Origin of the sequence: Terrimonas ferruginea DSM 30193, assembly GCF_000425585.1 — a bacterium.
GTDB lineage: Bacteria > Bacteroidota > Bacteroidia > Chitinophagales > Chitinophagaceae > Terrimonas > Terrimonas ferruginea.
The window spans coordinates 76,165-92,447 of sequence record NZ_KE384401.1 but is presented as its reverse complement, the minus strand read 5'-3'; the positions used below and the strand labels follow the sequence as shown (position 1 = coordinate 92,447).

The window sequence follows — 16,283 nt, the reverse complement described above, 5'->3', positions numbered from 1 at the left end:
TAGAACCATTACATTCTTAGCGACCGGCGGGCTTAGCACCTGCGGGAGCTGCTGCGGGCTTACCACCAGGGATCAGCTCGGGAGGCAGGGTTACTTTCAGCTTCGCGGCTACGGCTACGATCAGGTTGTCGGCATCCGGAGCAACGATGAATACTTCGCGTGACAGTACATGTGTGTATCCTTTTTCTTTCGCTACGGCGTTGATAGCGTCGGAGAGTTTACGCATGGCAGGCGCGATGAGGATCTGCTGTTTTTGCTGGTTGAGTTCACCGGCAATTGACTGCCAGTTGGTGAGCGTCTGTGTCAGCTCCTGCAGATCTTTCTGATATTGTTCTTTGATGCTGGGAGGCAAAGGCTTTTCAGGCTTCTCCGCTTTCAGCATACTGTCTTTCCACTGATAATCAGTCAGCAGGCGTTGGTACTCGCGACCCAGCGTATCGAGCTGATACTGGCGGAGTTGAGAATCTACCTTGGCTACTTCTGGCATCAGGTACAGCAAGGTTTCGGCGTCAATATAGCCGATCTTGGTCTGCGCATTCACACGGCTTCCGGCGACCATCAGGAAAACAAGTGCCAGCGCGGCAACTTTCAAATGTTTCATCAGTTAAGTTTTACGTTGAGGGCTTCCCCCTCTTTTATGGTTTAAAATCTACTGTCAAAGATGAATCCGGATAGGAAACCGTTGATCAGTCACGTCGTTTTAACAAAATTTATTTTACACCCAGCTCCTTCAGCACATCATCGCTCTTGTCCAGCTTGGGGTCGGCAAATATAATGGTAATTCCTTCACTTTTGTCGAGCACAAAGTCGTACCCACGCTGCGTTGCAAGCTTTTGTACGGCGTTGTAAACCTTGTCCTGCACGGGCTTTACCAGTTCTTGTCTTTTCTTGAACAGATCACCTTCAAAACCAAAGCGTTGGCGCTGAAGATCGCGGAGTTCTTTTTCTTTCATGAACAACTGGTCTTCGCGTTTTTTGCGCAGATCCTCGCTCAGCATCACCTGTTCCGCTTCATAGTCTTTGTACATTTTGTCCAATGCAGACTGCCTGGTATCGATCTCTTTCTGCCAGCCGGCCGCTACGCCATCCAATTGTTTCTGGGCCGCAGCATATTCAGGCATTTTATCCAGGATATAACGCGTATCGATGATTGCATACCGCTGGGCTACAGCGCCGGCGGCAGCAAAAAACAGTGCAAAGGCAACAAATAAGATCTTTTTCATAGTAAATGCTTTTAGGTTATTAAACATTTCCGGCCATCTGCTTATTCAGGCTCAAATCCAAGCATAAAGGTAAAGCGTGAAGCATTTTTCAGCCCCTGGCCAGGCTGTATCCTGTCAAGTCCTATACCATAGTCAAATCCGAGCAGACCAAACATCGGCAGGAAGAAGCGCATACCCACACCCACACTGCGACGCAGGCGGAACGGGTTGTAGCTCTTGTAATCATACCAGCCGTTAGCCGCTTCGAAGAATGTAAGACCATATATGGTGCTACCAGGGTTGGTCACCAGCGGGTAACGGAGTTCCAACTGATACTTATTAAAGATAGTAAAGAACTGGCTCGCATTCTGGCGATCGGGGTTAACCGTCGGATCAGATGATTCATACACCGGATATCCGCGATGTGCCACGATATCGTAACCCAGCAAACCGAAGTTGTTGGTCAGACCCGCATCACCCACCTGGAATCTTTCAAACGGAGAGTATTCCAGTTTGCTGTTGTAACGGCCCATGAAACCATATTTCGCCGCCATCTTCAACACAAACTGACGGTTTTTCTCCGCTCCCATCGCACGGCCGATCGGCACATACCATTCAGCATTGAAACGCCATTTATGGTATTCAGGATTTTTATACGGGTTGGCAGAATTGACCAGGTCCGGATTGAACAAAGAATATGGTGGCGTAAACTGTACGCTTGCCATGATGTTGGAACCGCTTCTCGGGAAGATAGGATCGAACACAGATGAGCGCGCCAGCGCGATCTTAAAGCTCAGGTTATTGGACACACCGTCCTTGATGCCCTGGAAGATCGGATAGTTGCGCATTTTGTACTGCTGGAATGCAACAGTATATACGAGGCTGAAATAGTCATCCGGCCATTTCAGTTGCTTGCCCAATGACAGTGACACACCGTTTACTTTCAGGTAAGCAGTATCGGAACGCTTACGGTCAAACAGACCGGTCACAGGGTCGAAGCCGTTTGTATACTTACTGTTGTTGTAAGCAAAGGTCAGTGAGTTGCGTTTCTTGCCACCCAGCCATGGCTCGGTGAAAGAGAAGTTATAAGAGCGGAAGGCACGTCCGTTGGACTGCACACGCACGCTCAGCTTTTGTCCATCGCCAGTTGGCAGCGGATCCCAGGAAGATTTCTTCCAGATATTTTTAATAGAGAAGTTGTTGAAGGTTACACCGAGCGTACCGGTTAGACCGATACCACCACCCCAACCGGCAGACAGCTCGAGCTGGTCAGATGATTTTTCTTCTACGGTCCAGTTGATATCTACTGTACCATCGTCGGCATTGGGTACCGGACGTGGTTCAATTTTTTCCTGGTTGAAATAGTTGAGGTTCGCCAGTTCACGCACGGAACGGATCATGTCGGAGCGGCTGAAAAGTTCGCCGGGCAGCGTGCGGAGTTCGCGGATGATTACGTGATCTTTGGTGCGGTCGTTACCGGCAACGGTCACGTTTTTGATCCGGGCCTGCGGTCCTTCACGCAAACGGATTTCGTGATCGATGGTGTCGTTGTAAACGGCTGTTTCCACCGCATCGGCCTGGAAGAACAGGTAACCGTCGTCCATATAAAGGCCCTGCACATCGGCGCTTCCGTCGGCAGACATTTCCTTACCAAGACGCTTGTTCAGTACCTCCAGGTTATAGGTATCCCCCTTGCGAATATTGAGCACCAGGTTCAGCACAGAGTCTGTATACTTGGCGTTGCCTTTCCAGGTGATGTTGCCGAAATAATATTTACGTCCTTCATCTACTTTGACATCGACATAAAGATTGCCGTCTTCAGCTATTACTGTATCGGCAAGAATCTGCGCGTCGCGGAAACCCTGTGAGTTGTAATATCTCAGGACCTTCTCTTTGTCTTCGTCGTATTTGGCAGGATTGAATTTTGCGTTGCTCAGTTTCACGCGGAAATAAGGATCGAGGAGACGGCGTGTTTTGGTAAAAGAAAGGAAGCCATAATCTTTTACATAGTCACGGAAAGTGACGCGCTCGCTTTCACCATAGGGATTTGTATGACGTGAAGGGAATAAGGAGATACGTGTACCTTCTTTTGTTCCTTTCATTTGTTTTTTCAGCTTCATCTCATCAACCGTTTCGTTGCCGGCAAAGCTGATACCGTCAATTTTTACTTTTCTGCCTTTGTCGACATAAATAGTAATGGAGTTGGAATTGACATAGGAGGGGTCAGGTTTTTCCTCGATGCGCACTTTTACATTCTGGTATCCTTTGTCCCGGTAGAATTTAGTAGTGACTTCCGAGATGTTGCGGCGCATGTTCTCGGTGATGATGATCTGTTTGGCGATTGCAATCTTTCCCTGCAGTTCATCCTGGTCGGATTTTTTCACACCGTACCATTTGATGGTACCAACTTTCGGACGTTCGGAAACGTGTATCTCGATTGTTACTTTATCGCCTTCTATCCTGGTAACATAAATCTCGATATCGGAAAAAAGTTTCTGGCGCCAGAGGTTGTTGATGGCTTTGGCAAAAAGGTCGCCGCCGGGGTGTGTGAATTTATCGCCAACCTGGATGCCGCTGATCGAAAGTACGATGGAGGAATCGAGGTGTTGCAGACCAACTACGTCTACGGCTGCGATGGTATATTCACGCGGTTGACGCGGATCTTCCCACTCGAGCACGCGTGGGTCAACAGATGTGGTGGGAATGGTGTCTTCCTGGGCGGTTGCCTTCTGTACGGAAAATGCAGCCAGCACGATCAATAAAGCACTAATCCTTTTTAAAAAAAATTGCATGTGTGTGTGTTCAGTCAGTTATTCTTTAAAAGGCAAACCTTTCAGCAATTAGTTTGTTATTATAAGCTACCTCAGACTTCTTGCGGCGGCAAATTAACGGTAAATATCGAAAGTGTTTGTTAAAACAACTCCGCTACCAGTCAGCTTTTCAGCCCGGTCCTTCTCCTTTACTTTTTAGCCCAAACCAATTATAATCAGCCTCTTATCTACTATGTGACAATTTGTTCACTCGTTTTTCCGAAACGCCTTTCCCGGCTTTGATAGTCCAGTATCGCTTCGTAAAGGTTTTCCTTGCGGAAGTCCGGCCAGCGTACGTTGGTAAAGTACAGTTCTGCATACGCCAGTTGATACAACAGGAAATTGCTGATCCGGAATTCACCGCTCGTGCGGATCATCAGTTCCGGGTCGGGAAAATCGCTGGTACAGAGGAAGCGTTGCAGTGTATGCTGGTCGATAGCTTCTACGGCCAGTTTACCACTTTTTACTTCGTAAGCAATGTTCTTAACGGCATTCAGCAGCTCCCAGCGTCCGCTGTAGCTGAGTGCCATGATCAGGTTTAGGCCGGTATTAGCCGCCGTCATATCCAGTGCTTCTTTCAGTTCCTGGCGCGCATAATCGGGGAGCATGTTCAGATCGCCGATAACGTGCAGCCTTATATTATTACGGTGCAAGACCTCAGCTTCCTTGCGGATGGTATTGACAAGCAGTTCCATCAGGCCCACCACTTCGTATTGCGGACGGTCCCAGTTTTCGGTGGAAAATGCATACAAAGTCAGGTAGCCAATGCCGAGTTCTGCGCAGCCTTCTACAATGTTGCGCACACTTTCCACTCCATGAAAATGCCCGTAGAGCCGGTCCTGACCATGCTCTTTAGCCCAGCGTCCGTTACCGTCCATGATAATGGCGATATGCCGGGGCAAATGACCTTTGTCTATTTTTTCCAGTAGCTGTGACATCTGTTGCCGTATTCAGAAAGCGCACAAAGGTAAACAACAGCGGGAAAGTAGGCCCGGAAATGTTTGCGGGAAATTAGTAGGCCGTGGGGCACTTGTAAGATTGCAGGTTGATGGTGAAAAATATCTGTGCGGTGAGGAACTGATCCTTCTGGCGGCTGTTGCCACGCTGGCGGTCTTTGATGCCGATGGGCTCACCGAGTTCGTAGGAACGGTCGCTCATCAGGAACGCTACGGAAGGAGTACCGTCGCCGTTGGCCGGGAAGGCGGCGGGGTCCACATAAGTGGTGCTCACATCGTCCAGGTAATCGGTGGTGGTAAAGCGGTGAAGGATTTCCACGCCCACGTTAAAACGCTCGCTCAGCGCATATTTGAAGCCTACGCCGAATGGTATGCTGATCGCCCAGCTGCCGTAAGGCTTGCGCTCAGGATACAGGGTGCTGCCCTGTCCTTCGGTGCCGAGGGGACGAAGGAAGAATTTTTCACCATTCAGGTACGCATAAGGATCGTAGCTGAAGGCGCCTACACCCAGGGTAATATAGGGAGTGAAATGAAGACCGGGTTCGCCGGGAAGGAAGCGGAAAAAGTTGAAGTCGCCCTGTATGGCCACTTCCCAGATATTGCTGTTGAAGCTCAGGTTGCGGCGAAACATGTATTCATTGTGGGAGTTATAGCGGTCCGAATAGCCAACCTGCGCATAGGTCAGTGAGGCGCGGGCAGCTACATAGTTGCTGAAATTCTTACGGAAAAAAACGGATGCAGCCGGTTTGAGCCGGTTCACGCGCGCACGGGTATTCAGATCTCCGAAATAATGAGCTCCTCCGAAACTTATACCAACTTCTCCTTCCTGGACAATGGAGTTCTGGGCATAAAGCGTTGAACCTGAAATGATAGAAAGCAGGGTTATGAGCAGTAGTGATGGAAAAAAGGATCGCTTCATGTGTGCAAAATAGTATTTAGACGGTACTTAAAACGTAAAAACACGGAGTTTCTTTCGTTGGAAGCCATCAATTTCTTTTGTCGAAGCCCCAGGTGAGTTTGTTGTGTAATGTTTGCAGGAAATTGTTCTCTCCAAGCCGTAGTAATTTAACCCGGAAAGATTCCTTCCTCACGGCCAGCGACACATTTTTTCCCACGATTTCGCGGCGGGAATCCATGGCACAGATCAGTTGATCCGCGCGGCTTTCTATTTCAAAAGAAATAACCGTATCGTCGGGCACTACCAGCGGCCGGACGTTCAGGTGATGCGGTGCCACCGGCGTGATCACAAAACTGCCGGAATCCGGGAAAACGATCGGGCCGCCACAGCTCAGCGAATACCCGGTGGATCCGGTAGGTGTGGCCACAATCAATCCATCCGCCCAGTAGGTATTGAGAAATTCACCGTTGAGGTAGGTATGGATCTTGATCATCGCGGCGGTATCCCGCTTGTGAATGGCAAACTCATTGAGACCATAAGGCACATTACCAAACAACGGCATATCGGCGTCGAGATGAATCAGGGTACGTTTGTCTACCACAAATGTGCGGCGCGCCAGCGATTTTACTGCTGCCGCCATGTTCTCCCGGCCAATGCCTGCCAGAAAACCAAGCCGGCCAAAATTGATCCCCATGATAGAAATGGGCTTGTCGCGCACAAGGGTGATGGTATCCAGCAGGGTGCCGTCGCCGCCGAGGCTGATCATGAATTCGACTTCGCTGTCGAGCTCTTCTGCTGTATTGAACGTGTGCGTACCCGGTTCAAGAGATAAAAAGCCGGAGATTTGTTCAAAAAAAGGACGGTAGATAACAGGCTCGATCTGATACCTGGCTAACTCTTCAAAGAAAGTCTTTAAGTCGCTCCTTAATTCTTCTTCAATGCCGCGGCTATAGATGGCTGCCTTCATGTGCGTGTTAAAAAATGGTCTTACGGTGTAAATATAGACCGTTTTGCCCTAACTGGTTGAATGACCACTCGAACTTGACCGTCCAGTCATAGATGGTAAAGACATCGATGCCGAAACCTCCGGACACCAATACGCGGTTGCTGAGTATGTTATTGCCCGGTTCGGGATCATACACATACCCGAGATTACCGAATGTTTTGCCATAGATATTGATCGGTATCTGTTGCGGCGCCAGCTTCCTGGTGCCTGGTATGCGGATCTTGAAGCTGACGATTTTTTTGGCGAAAGTGGCTTTGGCATAACCTCCGGCCACACCGTCCACTACATAATATTCATAGCCCTGCATGAATACATCTCCGTATCCCAATATCCTTTTATTGAAATAAGGCTGGCGGCGGAAAGGCGCTTTCAGACTGCCGGCCAGCGCAAGACTGAAGAATGAATTTTTACCGGTATGCCAGCTACCCATGCCTTTGGCATTGATATACCACATGTTCATGGTATTGTTCAGCCCCCGCTTACCTACGGTAAAATCGGCCACATAACCTTTGGTGGGATACGGAATGTAATCCACATCAAAGTAGTTCATACCGTAATATATTTCCGGGTAGCGCACCTGTGTACGTCCGAATTTGAAATAAGAAGGATTGCTGATGGCCACTGAATCGCTCACACGCTCGGATACATAGGCAATACCGAAGCGGTGCCTTGTTTTGATGGCGCGGCGGTAAGTAAGTTCGAGCGATGAATTGAAGAAGTTGCGGAGATAATCATTCTCATCTTTGAGGAAGGCCTGTTTATCGTCGATCGTTTTGTAATTAATCTCCCTGTTTTTTCCAAGGGCCACGTTGACGTTCATGCCCCATTTCATAGCGCGGTCGATGTACATGCGGTCGTAGCCGAGCGAGAACTGTTGTGTGTAACCGGTAATGGCGTAGAGACGCAGTTTATCGTTGAAACCTGTAACGTTGTTGTACAGCAACTTCACGCCATAATTGACACGGGAGAGGCTGGCTTTTTGTTCCACCAGCCATTGGTTGAGGTTGCGGTCAACAGGTTTGAAATAAGGCAGCGGAAAAATGTACCAGCGTTCTTTTACCTGCACCAGCACCTCCACATCGTATCCGTTGAAACTCTTGAGGGCTACCACTACTTCGTGAAAGAGTGTGGTGTTCATGAGTTGTTTGCGGGCTTTCTCAAAATTCTGCACCAGATCCTGCAGGCGGTAGTTGTCGCCGACACGGAACGGGAGTTCCCGCAGGATGACGGGTTCTTTTGTTTTCCTGTTGCCGGTAACAAATATGCGTTTGATATGAAAAAGGCTGTCGTCGGGGGAAGACATTGGCGTGGGCGGTGCGGCGATGTCAGTCAGCCTGACAGAATCGATGGCAGGTTCGGGTATGGTCTGCGCGCGGGCAGGCAGCACCGTAATTACGGTGGTAAGCACGGCTGCCAGTAACCAAACCATGTATTTCTTTTCCTGTAGCATCACATCACTCCGGAACGCGGGCTTCTAAATTAAGGGAAAAATATCCCTGTCAACCAAGGCAGCAGGAAAAAACCAGTCATATCCTCAGATAATTCATCAGGTTGTCGTAGTTACTTCGCAGCTCGTTGGCGTATAATTCTTCGCCAAAATAGTACTTAACGTTATACTCATATCGCTGAAAGGTGGCTATAATATCAGAAACCTCTGCTTTGTTGATACGGAGAGTTACCAACATCATGCCCGTCTCCGGATTATTGGTGGTATTGAGTTGTGTGATCTGTGCATCGTTGGTTTCCACCAGTTTGCTGATCTCACTGAAGGCGTATTGATTGCTTTCCATTTCCACTACAATCAGGCCGCCGGGTTCATGAAGGCTGAGAAATTGGGAGGCATATTTAAGCAGATCGCCGGCAGTAACCACTCCGAGAAGATTTTCTTCGGCGTCTGTTACGGGCACCACGCTGAGGTTATTGTCGCCCGCTACGCTGATCGCGCGTAGAAAAAATTCATCATTTTTTACAGAGATATTTCCAAAGAATTGGCGAAGTGTTTCAAGCGGTTCATTTTCATCTTCGGCGCGCAACAGGTCATCTTCACTAATGATACCGGCATAACGTTCTCCCTCTATTACCGGGAGATGTGTCACCTGGTTATCATTCATGAGTTGAAGGGCCTGGTATACCTTATCGGTCAGATGAAGGGACGGCAGGGCCTGAAATGGGAGATCACCTGTTAACATGGTAGCGGCTTTATTTGAACCTAAGACCGCAACGTTCAGGCAACTGTTGCAGGCTCGTTCAGTTTTTTCAAAAATTTATGAAGTATTGCATTGAATTCAGCAGGTACTTCCATCATTGGGGCATGGCCGCATTTATCGATGAAATGCAGTTCACTGTTAGGGATGAGCTTATTGAACTCCTTCGCTACGAAAGGAGGCGTTATATTATCGTTATTTCCCCAGATCAGCAGCGTCGGTTGCTTGATCTGGCTCAGTTCTTCACCGAGGTTATTGCGGATGGCGCTTTTCGCCAGGGCAATAATTTTAATCACCTTCAGGCGGTTGTTGGTGATCTCAAACACTTCGTCTACCAGTTCTTTGGTAGCCATGGCAGGATCATAGAAGGTATATTCCGTTTTTTTACGGATATATTCATAATCACCGCGCTTGGGATAAGAATCACCCATGCCGTTCTCGAACAAACCAGAGCTTCCGGTAAGAATGATGGATTTGATCTGCGAAGGATTGTTCTTTATTACATACACCAAGCCTACATGGCCGCCGAGCGAGTTGCCCAACAGATGCACACCGGTATAACCGCGGGTTTCGATGAATTTATTGACAAATTTGGCCAGTCCGCCCACGCTCGTATGCAGGATATCCATCTCCAGCAACGGCAGCATCGGCACCACCACCTTATTGTATTGTTTGAAATATTCAATAAGTGGTTCGAAATTACTCAATGCTCCAAACAGGCCATGAAGCAGCACCAGCGGCTCTCCTTCGCCTTCTTCGATGTACCTGAACTTATCCTGCTGTTTAATTTCGTACTTCATTAGTATCTCTAAGCCACATTAATTTTTGCTAAAGTAAATGTTTTAGGGGAAACCCCAGTTTCAATTTAAACAATCTATCGTTTCCGGCAAATTTAAAAGATTGAAATCCAATTTGAATGCCGGATTTTCTTCAGAATCCATGTGTTTTTTAGCGATAATATAATAAGCCCAGATAATATCGCTGTATCGGCCGGAAATACCAAAGCAATATTCCACCTGCCAGCAGGATAGCCGTATACGTATATCCATTGGGGTAAAATGCTGCAAGACCCAGCAGTATCAGGATTGCCCTGGTAAATTCCAGGTAAAAAATCCAGCGACGCTGATCCAGTATCGCTCCGCTGTTAATCAGGCTTACAATCAAAAATGCTGAAAACAAAAAGAGCTGCCAGACGGTAAGATAATGTTCAAATAACAATAAAATAAATAATAATACGAGAGAAACCGCTGTTTGCGCCGTCACATATTGCCGGATGGCGGGCGTAGGCGGCTCCGGTGCCTGCCTGTTGTGCAATAAACGCCGCTCCAGCACCTCACGAAAACGCGGATCGAGATCATCCGGTTTTCCGAACAATACCTTCCAGCGCGCTTTAAACCCTTTTGCCCTGCGGAAATTCATGTACATTTCCAGCACAAAATGAAAATGCTGCCACAAAAAACTATGACTCTTCAGCGGCGAAGTGAGGCCGTAGGAGATTTCCACGCCCGGCTTTTCTTTTACAAACGTGCCGAATAATTTATCCCAGATGATCAGCACATCACCATAATTTTTATCTAAATATTCCGGGTTGGATGCGTGATGCAGGGAATGATGCGCAGGCGTCACCAATACTTTTTCAAAAATGCCCCACCTGCCCAGCGCACGCGTATGAATGAAAAATGGATACAGTCCATGCACCAGCAGCAACGAAGTAACCATTACCGGTGAGAAACCAATTAGTGGCAATACCGACCAGAACATACTTCGTACAACCGCCTGAAACACGGTGATCCTCGCCGATACCGTATAGTTAAAATCCTCACTCTGGTGATGCACCACATGTACCGCCCAGAAACTGTTGATCTCATGCGCAAACCGGTGATACCAGTACCACACAAGATCGGTAGCCAGGAACAGCAGGAACCAGGTAAGTAAGGTGGGCCTGATGTGAAAGATGGCCCAATGCTCATAGATATACTGGAACAAAAAGAAAAACAATCCCGTGGTAAATGTATCCAGCAGCCGTTCGGCAATTCCCGTATTGAGATTGGCCACAGATTCTGCATACTGATAAAAGTTTTTCCCTTTCCGTTTTGCGTAGAGGTATTCCCAGCCGATAAAGAACAGGAAAAACGGAACCGCTAATGCCAGATAATTCAGTTTCATTGCAATACAATTGGGTAAAAGAATACTGAACCTGTTTTTCAACAGGCACTGACATGGCATGAACAGTTTAGTCTATCTTAATAGTAGACTATGCGAAAGTACGAAAATTAATTTGACGATTTGAAAATTTGAAAGTTTGAAAATGCTGTAGCAAGCCCATCGCCTAATTATCAAATTTTCAAATCATCAAATTATCTCTCGAAGAATGCCTGCAACTGAATAAACATATCCCGGAAGAAGGGTATAAGCGCGCCGACTATCTCGATAGCGCCGGGGCCGAATGCCCGGAGAAAAGGATAACTCACGGACTTTTCCATTGCAGCGGGCTGCAGTATATGCAGCCGCTCCGCGTAGAACAAAAGAATACTGAAGACAAGAACATAAATAGCGGCAAAGAATAACACCCCGCCCAGCTTGTTGACCCAGCCGAGCGCCACTCCTTCCACTGCCGTTTGCAGCAAACGGGCGCCCCAACGTACGGCCAGTACCACCACAATAAACACCACTAAAAAGGATAGTACGGGCAACCATCGCTCCGACACCGTCACAACCTCACCGGCATGACGCGCCACCACTGCCGAAAGTTTCACTGCCGCTGCCAGACCTACGATCAGGGCAATAAAAGAAAATACGCCGACCAGCAATCCCTGGCGGAGACCGCGGATAACGGCGCCTGTCAGCAATATGAGCAGGATAATGTCTATCAGCATGCGTGGTTGATCCGGCTTATGGACGGGTCAATAACTCTTTTGCGATAGCAGATATTGCCTTACCGTCGGCCTGGCCGGAGAGCTGTTTGGTAGCAGCGCCCATCACTTTGCCAAGATCGGCAGGTGAGGCCGCTCCGGTTTCCGCAATGATCGCAGCAATACGGGCGCGCAATTCTTCCGCAGACAATTGTGCCGGCAGAAATTTTTCGATCACGGCAATTTCCTGTTGCTCGATTTCCGCGAGGTCGGGGCGGTTCTGCTGCTGGAAGATCTCCAGTGAGTCGCGGCGTTGTTTTACCTGTTTTTGCAACAGTTTGATTTCATCGTCGGCTGTCAATTCACCTTTGGCGCCTTCGGCCGTTTTGGCCAGCAGGATCGCGGCTTTGATAGCACGGAGGCTGCGCAACGCCACTTCGTTTTTCGCCAGCATGGCAGCTTTGAGTTCCACCATGATTTGCTGTTCCAGGCTCATAGTCTTATTTTTTTAGGGAGAAGAGAGAGTTATCAGGCTTTGCTTTCCTTCATTTGTTTGTCGCGGAATTTCTGGTAAAAGTCGCGGGCAAAATTTTTCATGTCCTGTACCATGTCCTGGTGATTGGTAGCGCGACCATAAGTATCGGCCATTGTCATCATGGTCTGGTAAAAAAAGTCGGCCATTTCGTCCACCATCATGGCTTTTGTCCACAGATCGATGCGCAGCGCCGCTTTTTCGGCACCATCCCAGAATGCCAGCATCATGGCTTTGGCCTGTTGGGTGTCGGGTTGAGTGGTATCGGTCGCATTCCAATAGATCGCGTCGGGTACGCGGTTTTCGTCGGTATGTACTTCGATGGAGATAGAAGACTGCTTCATTTCTGCTTTATTATATTGACCGGCAAAGTTAGGCTAATTTCGGGGTAACGCCTCAATCATCGCCGCCAGCCGCCGGGCCGCTTCGCCAATGCTGAAGCCCGCGGCTTTCTCCAGTCCGGCCCTGATCATTTGCGTGCGCAGGCGCTCATCTTTATAGAGGCGCATTAACTGATCGGCAATGGAGGCGGGCGTTTCGGGATCAGCATAAAGCGCCGCCTCTCCCGCAATTTCCGTTGCTGCCGTGCCCGTTGCCGCCACTACCGGCACGCCAGCCTGCAACGCTTCTGCAACGGGTGTAGCCACTTCTTCATACAGCGACGGATATACCACCGCATAGGCTGCTGCGGTTACGCGTGCCAGCTCCGGACCGTTGAGATAGCCCGTCAACACTACATCCGAGCGGTATTTATAAGTACTGAGTGCTTTTTCAAAAGCCGTATACTTTTCTTCCACCTCGCCGGCGATCACCAGTTTCAGGTTGCTCTGTTGTCTTTTTTTAAAAAGCGAAAAAGCTTTCAGCAGGGTAATCAGATTTTTCCGTGGCAGAAAGGCACCGGTACAAAGAAAATACTCTGTGCCTTGCGTATATTGTTCTTTCACCAGGTTTTTTTCCTCCCATTCCAATGGTTTAAAAAATGGCCTCACGGCGATGCCGGCAATTTTTCCTCCTTTCAAAAAGCGTGATTGTTCCAGCCACTGCGTACGGCCAAATTCCGTCACCGTCATCCAGCGGCCGGCCGGGATCATCATGCGATGATTGCCCGGTCTGTTATCATCTTCGATCCAACCGGGACCGGCAGAAAAAAACAACTGCGGCAATTGATTTTTGTGTGATAACAATCCGTTACATGATATATATATGGCAGCTTTTTGCTGACGGAGCAATTTGGGCAAACCAACCCGCTGCCACCACCAACGCTTCAGTCCGGATGGAAACACGCCGGTAACAATTCGTGCAATATTTTCCACGGTGTTTCCTGCCGCATTTTCATCTGCCGTTAATACCACAAAGTGGTATGCCGGATGCTGTTCCGCAAGTTCGCGCAACAACATTTCTGTGTACAGTTTAAAACCTCCGGGTTTTGCTGAAGGAAAACGGTTGTCGATTACAATTACCATAAACTTTTGCAAAGTTAGGCGAATAGTATCCGCCGTAGATGTCCTGAATTGTTACAATATACCAGCGCGTTAAAATCCGTACAGGCAGGTCGTTAGTTAACAGGTGCTTTTCCGATGCTGCTACACTTATTACTACTACAGAAAAACAGCAATACTACAATTGCCGGGAAGGGTACATCATATTACCTTTAGCCTTGTTCCCAAATCCAATGTGTACCTATGAAATATCTTTCCTACCCCTTGAAAAAGACAGCCTTTGTCGCGCTGGCGATGATGGTGTTGTGTGTGTCTGCACAGGCGCAATGTCCGAATGGTAATCCAAGCGGGCAAACCGCGTTTGACCAGACCATTTCATTTCCATCGGGTGTAACCTCGATGACGGTGAAGTTTCCGAAATTCAATCCGGAGAATGGGATGGTCACCTGTATGCGGCTTTGTATTACGGTGGGTGGCGTGGTGGATAGCCTGTCGTTTGAAAATACCGACATCAGCAATCCGCATGATTTTGCCGCCACTTATGGGCGTACGGATTTTATTACGGGGCCCGGTTTGAGCGGTGCCATGATCAGCACGATCAGCAAGCCTTACAATTTTTCGCTTTCGGCTTCGGACGGCATCCAGGGTTCGGGTCCGGACTTTGGAAAAGTAATCAATGATACGATCCTGGGGACGACGGTTTGTCATACGGTAACAACGCAGTCCTCGCTGACTGAGTTTTATGGTCCGCCCAATGACAGCGTATCTTATAATTATATGATCACGGGTGGTGTGAATATTACGAGCAGTGCGAATGCGTCTATTGGTATTTCTACTTCCGGGTTTGTTCGTCTGCGGTTTGAGTATTGTACCTGCCCGGCTTCGGTACTGCCGATGAACCTGCGTAATTTCTTTTTGACGAAAATTACAGGCTCAAAAGTAGATCTTAACTGGAACGGCTTTGACGAGGCTAATTCTGATTATTATTACCAGGGAGAGGTGAGTTTGGACGGACGGAGCTTTGTTTCAATCGGTTCGGTTCAGAAAAACAATGCAGGATCAGGTAATTATAAATTAAGCTATACTGCCAGCCGTACCGGTACGCATTATTTCCGGATCCGCCAGGTGTACGCCAATGGTTATGTGCGGTTCAGCGAAATGCGGTACATAAATCTGGAAAGTTCGGGATTTCCAAAATTTAGTTTATTTCCGAACCCTTCAGATGGTATTGTTGGTATTAAATTTGCTAACTTTGTCAGCGGACGTTATAAAATAACGATCCTTAATGCCCTCGGGCAAACACTGGTTGCAAAGGAGATTTTGGCAGAGAATTTGGATAGAGTGCAGCTCGGTTCTTTACAGGCGAAAGGTGTGTATTGGATTAAAGTGACAGATGTAAACAGCCTGCAGTCCGGTGTTCAACAACTTTTAATTAAATGACCTCTTAGGTGGAAGAGGATGGTGGCTTGTAAAAGGGGCCTTGGTTCGGGGCCCCTTCTTTTATGCCCTCAAGTCTGCCCAGGGCCGGAACCCCTTCCCGGTATTCATTTGGCAGAAAAACTTTCATACATTTGCCGTTACGCAACAATTCAGAATGGAATACAACACAACGAGAAATCATCTCATCATGCGCGAATATGGCCGCCATGTTCAACGTATGATCGAGCATATCATGAAGATCGAAGACCCCGAGAGACGCCAGCGTAACGCTTATGCCGTGATCGAACTGATGGGCTTCCTCAACCCGCACCTGAAAAATGTTGAAGATTTCCGCCATAAACTGTGGGATCACCTGTTCCTGATCAGTGACTTTACACTCGAAGTAAAATCTCCTTACCCCATACCCACCCGCGAAACGCTTAAGGCCAGGCCTAACCCGCTGCCTTATCCTAAACGTCATCCGCGTTTCTCGCACCTGGGCAAAAACCTGGAGACCGTAATCGACAAGGCACTGAGCGAAGAAGAACAGGAAAAACGTCAGGGCTTTGCCAATGCCATTGCCTATTATATGAAGCTGGCGTACAACAACTGGCACAAGGAAATCGTGCACGACGACGCTATCCAGAGCGAACTGACCAATATCACCAATGGTCAACTGACTTTCACCAACACGCCTTATGTAAAAGCGTACCGTCAGCAGGAAGCACGCGACAACCGTTCGGGCGGTGGCGGATACGGCAAACCACGCAATAAATTCCAGCAGCGCAACAACGGAGGCGGAGGAAACAATAACAACAACCGCCGGAACGACAACCGTGATAACCGCGGTGGCGGTGGAGGCAACTTCAAGAAGAAACGATTCTAACCCTTCGAGTGCCTCAGGGCCCGAAGTTTCGGGCCGCCTTCGAGTGGCCGAAGTTTCGGCCTCAGGGCCCGAAGTTTCG

16 protein-coding genes are annotated in these 16,283 nt (G+C 48.4%); 2 read left to right on the top strand and 14 right to left on the bottom strand.

The annotated features are described in order from the left end of the window. Positions 1-16 precede the first annotated feature (16 nt). The 14 genes from H608_RS0118225 to H608_RS23865 all read right to left on the bottom strand — a co-directional run bounded on the left by H608_RS0118225 (position 17) and on the right by H608_RS23865 (position 13,923). Complete coding sequence (locus H608_RS0118225; RefSeq protein WP_028788942.1) at positions 17-601, bottom strand: OmpH/Skp family outer membrane protein; 585 nt, start codon at positions 599-601, stop codon at positions 17-19. Between the two features lie 109 nt (positions 602-710). After that, positions 711-1,223 carry an OmpH/Skp family outer membrane protein gene (locus H608_RS0118220; RefSeq protein ID WP_028788941.1) on the bottom strand — a complete coding sequence of 171 codons (513 nt, stop codon included), beginning with the start codon at positions 1,221-1,223 and terminating at the stop codon, positions 711-713. Positions 1,224-1,264: 41 nt separating this feature from the next. Further along, entirely contained in the window at positions 1,265-3,994 is a 2,730-nt protein-coding gene (locus tag H608_RS0118215; RefSeq protein ID WP_028788940.1) for a BamA/OMP85 family outer membrane protein, read from the bottom strand. A 209-nt stretch (positions 3,995-4,203) separates the two neighbouring features. Further along, entirely contained in the window at positions 4,204-4,950 is a 747-nt protein-coding gene (locus tag H608_RS0118210; protein ID WP_028788939.1) for an undecaprenyl pyrophosphate synthase, read from the bottom strand. A gap of 73 nt (positions 4,951-5,023) precedes the next feature. Continuing rightward, on the bottom strand, positions 5,024-5,887 hold the full coding sequence (porG, locus tag H608_RS0118205) for a type IX secretion system protein PorG (RefSeq protein WP_028788938.1): 864 nt from the start codon (positions 5,885-5,887) through the stop codon (positions 5,024-5,026). A 67-nt stretch (positions 5,888-5,954) separates the two neighbouring features. Beyond that, positions 5,955-6,833, bottom strand: coding sequence for an NAD kinase (locus H608_RS0118200; protein WP_028788937.1), 879 nt, complete (start codon positions 6,831-6,833; stop codon positions 5,955-5,957). A 7-nt stretch (positions 6,834-6,840) separates the two neighbouring features. Further along, positions 6,841-8,301: a POTRA domain-containing protein gene (locus tag H608_RS0118195; RefSeq protein ID WP_162142900.1), complete on the bottom strand. Its 1,461-nt coding sequence runs from the start codon at positions 8,299-8,301 to the stop codon at positions 6,841-6,843. Positions 8,302-8,398: 97 nt separating this feature from the next. Further along, positions 8,399-9,061, bottom strand: a complete 663-nt coding sequence (locus tag H608_RS0118190; RefSeq protein WP_028788935.1) for a CBS domain-containing protein — start codon at positions 9,059-9,061, stop codon at positions 8,399-8,401. 35 nt (positions 9,062-9,096) lie between these two features. Beyond that, complete coding sequence (locus H608_RS0118185; protein ID WP_028788934.1) at positions 9,097-9,876, bottom strand: alpha/beta fold hydrolase; 780 nt, start codon at positions 9,874-9,876, stop codon at positions 9,097-9,099. 148 nt (positions 9,877-10,024) lie between these two features. Then, positions 10,025-11,242 (bottom strand): sterol desaturase family protein, encoded by a 1,218-nt coding sequence (locus tag H608_RS0118180; protein ID WP_028788933.1) that lies wholly within the window; start codon positions 11,240-11,242, stop codon positions 10,025-10,027. Positions 11,243-11,433: 191 nt separating this feature from the next. Then, complete coding sequence (locus tag H608_RS0118175; protein WP_028788932.1) at positions 11,434-11,952, bottom strand: CvpA family protein; 519 nt, start codon at positions 11,950-11,952, stop codon at positions 11,434-11,436. A gap of 16 nt (positions 11,953-11,968) precedes the next feature. Continuing rightward, a complete protein-coding gene (locus H608_RS0118170; protein WP_028788931.1) occupies positions 11,969-12,424 on the bottom strand; it encodes a GatB/YqeY domain-containing protein in 456 nt (151 codons plus the stop codon). 32 nt (positions 12,425-12,456) lie between these two features. After that, positions 12,457-12,804 carry a gliding motility protein GldC gene (gldC, locus tag H608_RS0118165; protein ID WP_028788930.1) on the bottom strand — a complete coding sequence of 116 codons (348 nt, stop codon included), beginning with the start codon at positions 12,802-12,804 and terminating at the stop codon, positions 12,457-12,459. Between the two features lie 33 nt (positions 12,805-12,837). Then, the gene (locus H608_RS23865) at positions 12,838-13,923 is read right to left on the bottom strand and encodes a glycosyltransferase family 4 protein (RefSeq protein ID WP_028788929.1); all 1,086 of its coding nucleotides are present in this window, start codon (positions 13,921-13,923) and stop codon (positions 12,838-12,840) included. Between the two features lie 240 nt (positions 13,924-14,163). Between H608_RS23865 and H608_RS0118155 the strand changes: the two genes are divergently transcribed. Together H608_RS0118155 and H608_RS0118150 are read left to right on the top strand one after the other, a co-directional pair. Further along, the gene (locus H608_RS0118155) at positions 14,164-15,339 is read left to right on the top strand and encodes a choice-of-anchor E domain-containing protein (RefSeq protein WP_211227088.1); all 1,176 of its coding nucleotides are present in this window, start codon (positions 14,164-14,166) and stop codon (positions 15,337-15,339) included. Between the two features lie 154 nt (positions 15,340-15,493). Continuing rightward, the gene (locus H608_RS0118150; RefSeq protein WP_028788927.1) at positions 15,494-16,204 is read left to right on the top strand and encodes a DUF4290 domain-containing protein; all 711 of its coding nucleotides are present in this window, start codon (positions 15,494-15,496) and stop codon (positions 16,202-16,204) included. Positions 16,205-16,283 lie beyond the last annotated feature (79 nt).

Bases quoted from the DNA above. Each gene is read 5' to 3' on its own strand.
- H608_RS0118215 (WP_028788940.1), bottom strand. From the start codon at position 3,994: ATGCAATTTTTTTTAAAAAGGATTAGTGCTTTATTGATCGTGCTGGCT.
- H608_RS0118195 (WP_162142900.1), bottom strand. From the start codon at position 8,301: ATGGTTTGGTTACTGGCAGCCGTGCTTACCACCGTAATTACGGTGCTG.
- H608_RS0118175 (WP_028788932.1), bottom strand. From the start codon at position 11,952: ATGCTGATAGACATTATCCTGCTCATATTGCTGACAGGCGCCGTTATC.
- H608_RS0118180 (WP_028788933.1), bottom strand. From the start codon at position 11,242: ATGAAACTGAATTATCTGGCATTAGCGGTTCCGTTTTTCCTGTTCTTT.
- porG (WP_028788938.1), bottom strand. From the start codon at position 5,887: ATGAAGCGATCCTTTTTTCCATCACTACTGCTCATAACCCTGCTTTCT.
- H608_RS0118210 (WP_028788939.1), bottom strand. From the start codon at position 4,950: ATGTCACAGCTACTGGAAAAAATAGACAAAGGTCATTTGCCCCGGCAT.
- H608_RS23865 (WP_028788929.1), bottom strand. From the start codon at position 13,923: ATGGTAATTGTAATCGACAACCGTTTTCCTTCAGCAAAACCCGGAGGT.
- H608_RS0118150 (WP_028788927.1), top strand. From the start codon at position 15,494: ATGGAATACAACACAACGAGAAATCATCTCATCATGCGCGAATATGGC.
- gldC (WP_028788930.1), bottom strand. From the start codon at position 12,804: ATGAAGCAGTCTTCTATCTCCATCGAAGTACATACCGACGAAAACCGC.
- H608_RS0118190 (WP_028788935.1), bottom strand. From the start codon at position 9,061: ATGTTAACAGGTGATCTCCCATTTCAGGCCCTGCCGTCCCTTCATCTG.
- H608_RS0118170 (WP_028788931.1), bottom strand. From the start codon at position 12,424: ATGAGCCTGGAACAGCAAATCATGGTGGAACTCAAAGCTGCCATGCTG.
- H608_RS0118185 (WP_028788934.1), bottom strand. From the start codon at position 9,876: ATGAAGTACGAAATTAAACAGCAGGATAAGTTCAGGTACATCGAAGAA.
- H608_RS0118220 (WP_028788941.1), bottom strand. From the start codon at position 1,223: ATGAAAAAGATCTTATTTGTTGCCTTTGCACTGTTTTTTGCTGCCGCC.
- H608_RS0118225 (WP_028788942.1), bottom strand. From the start codon at position 601: ATGAAACATTTGAAAGTTGCCGCGCTGGCACTTGTTTTCCTGATGGTC.
- H608_RS0118200 (WP_028788937.1), bottom strand. From the start codon at position 6,833: ATGAAGGCAGCCATCTATAGCCGCGGCATTGAAGAAGAATTAAGGAGC.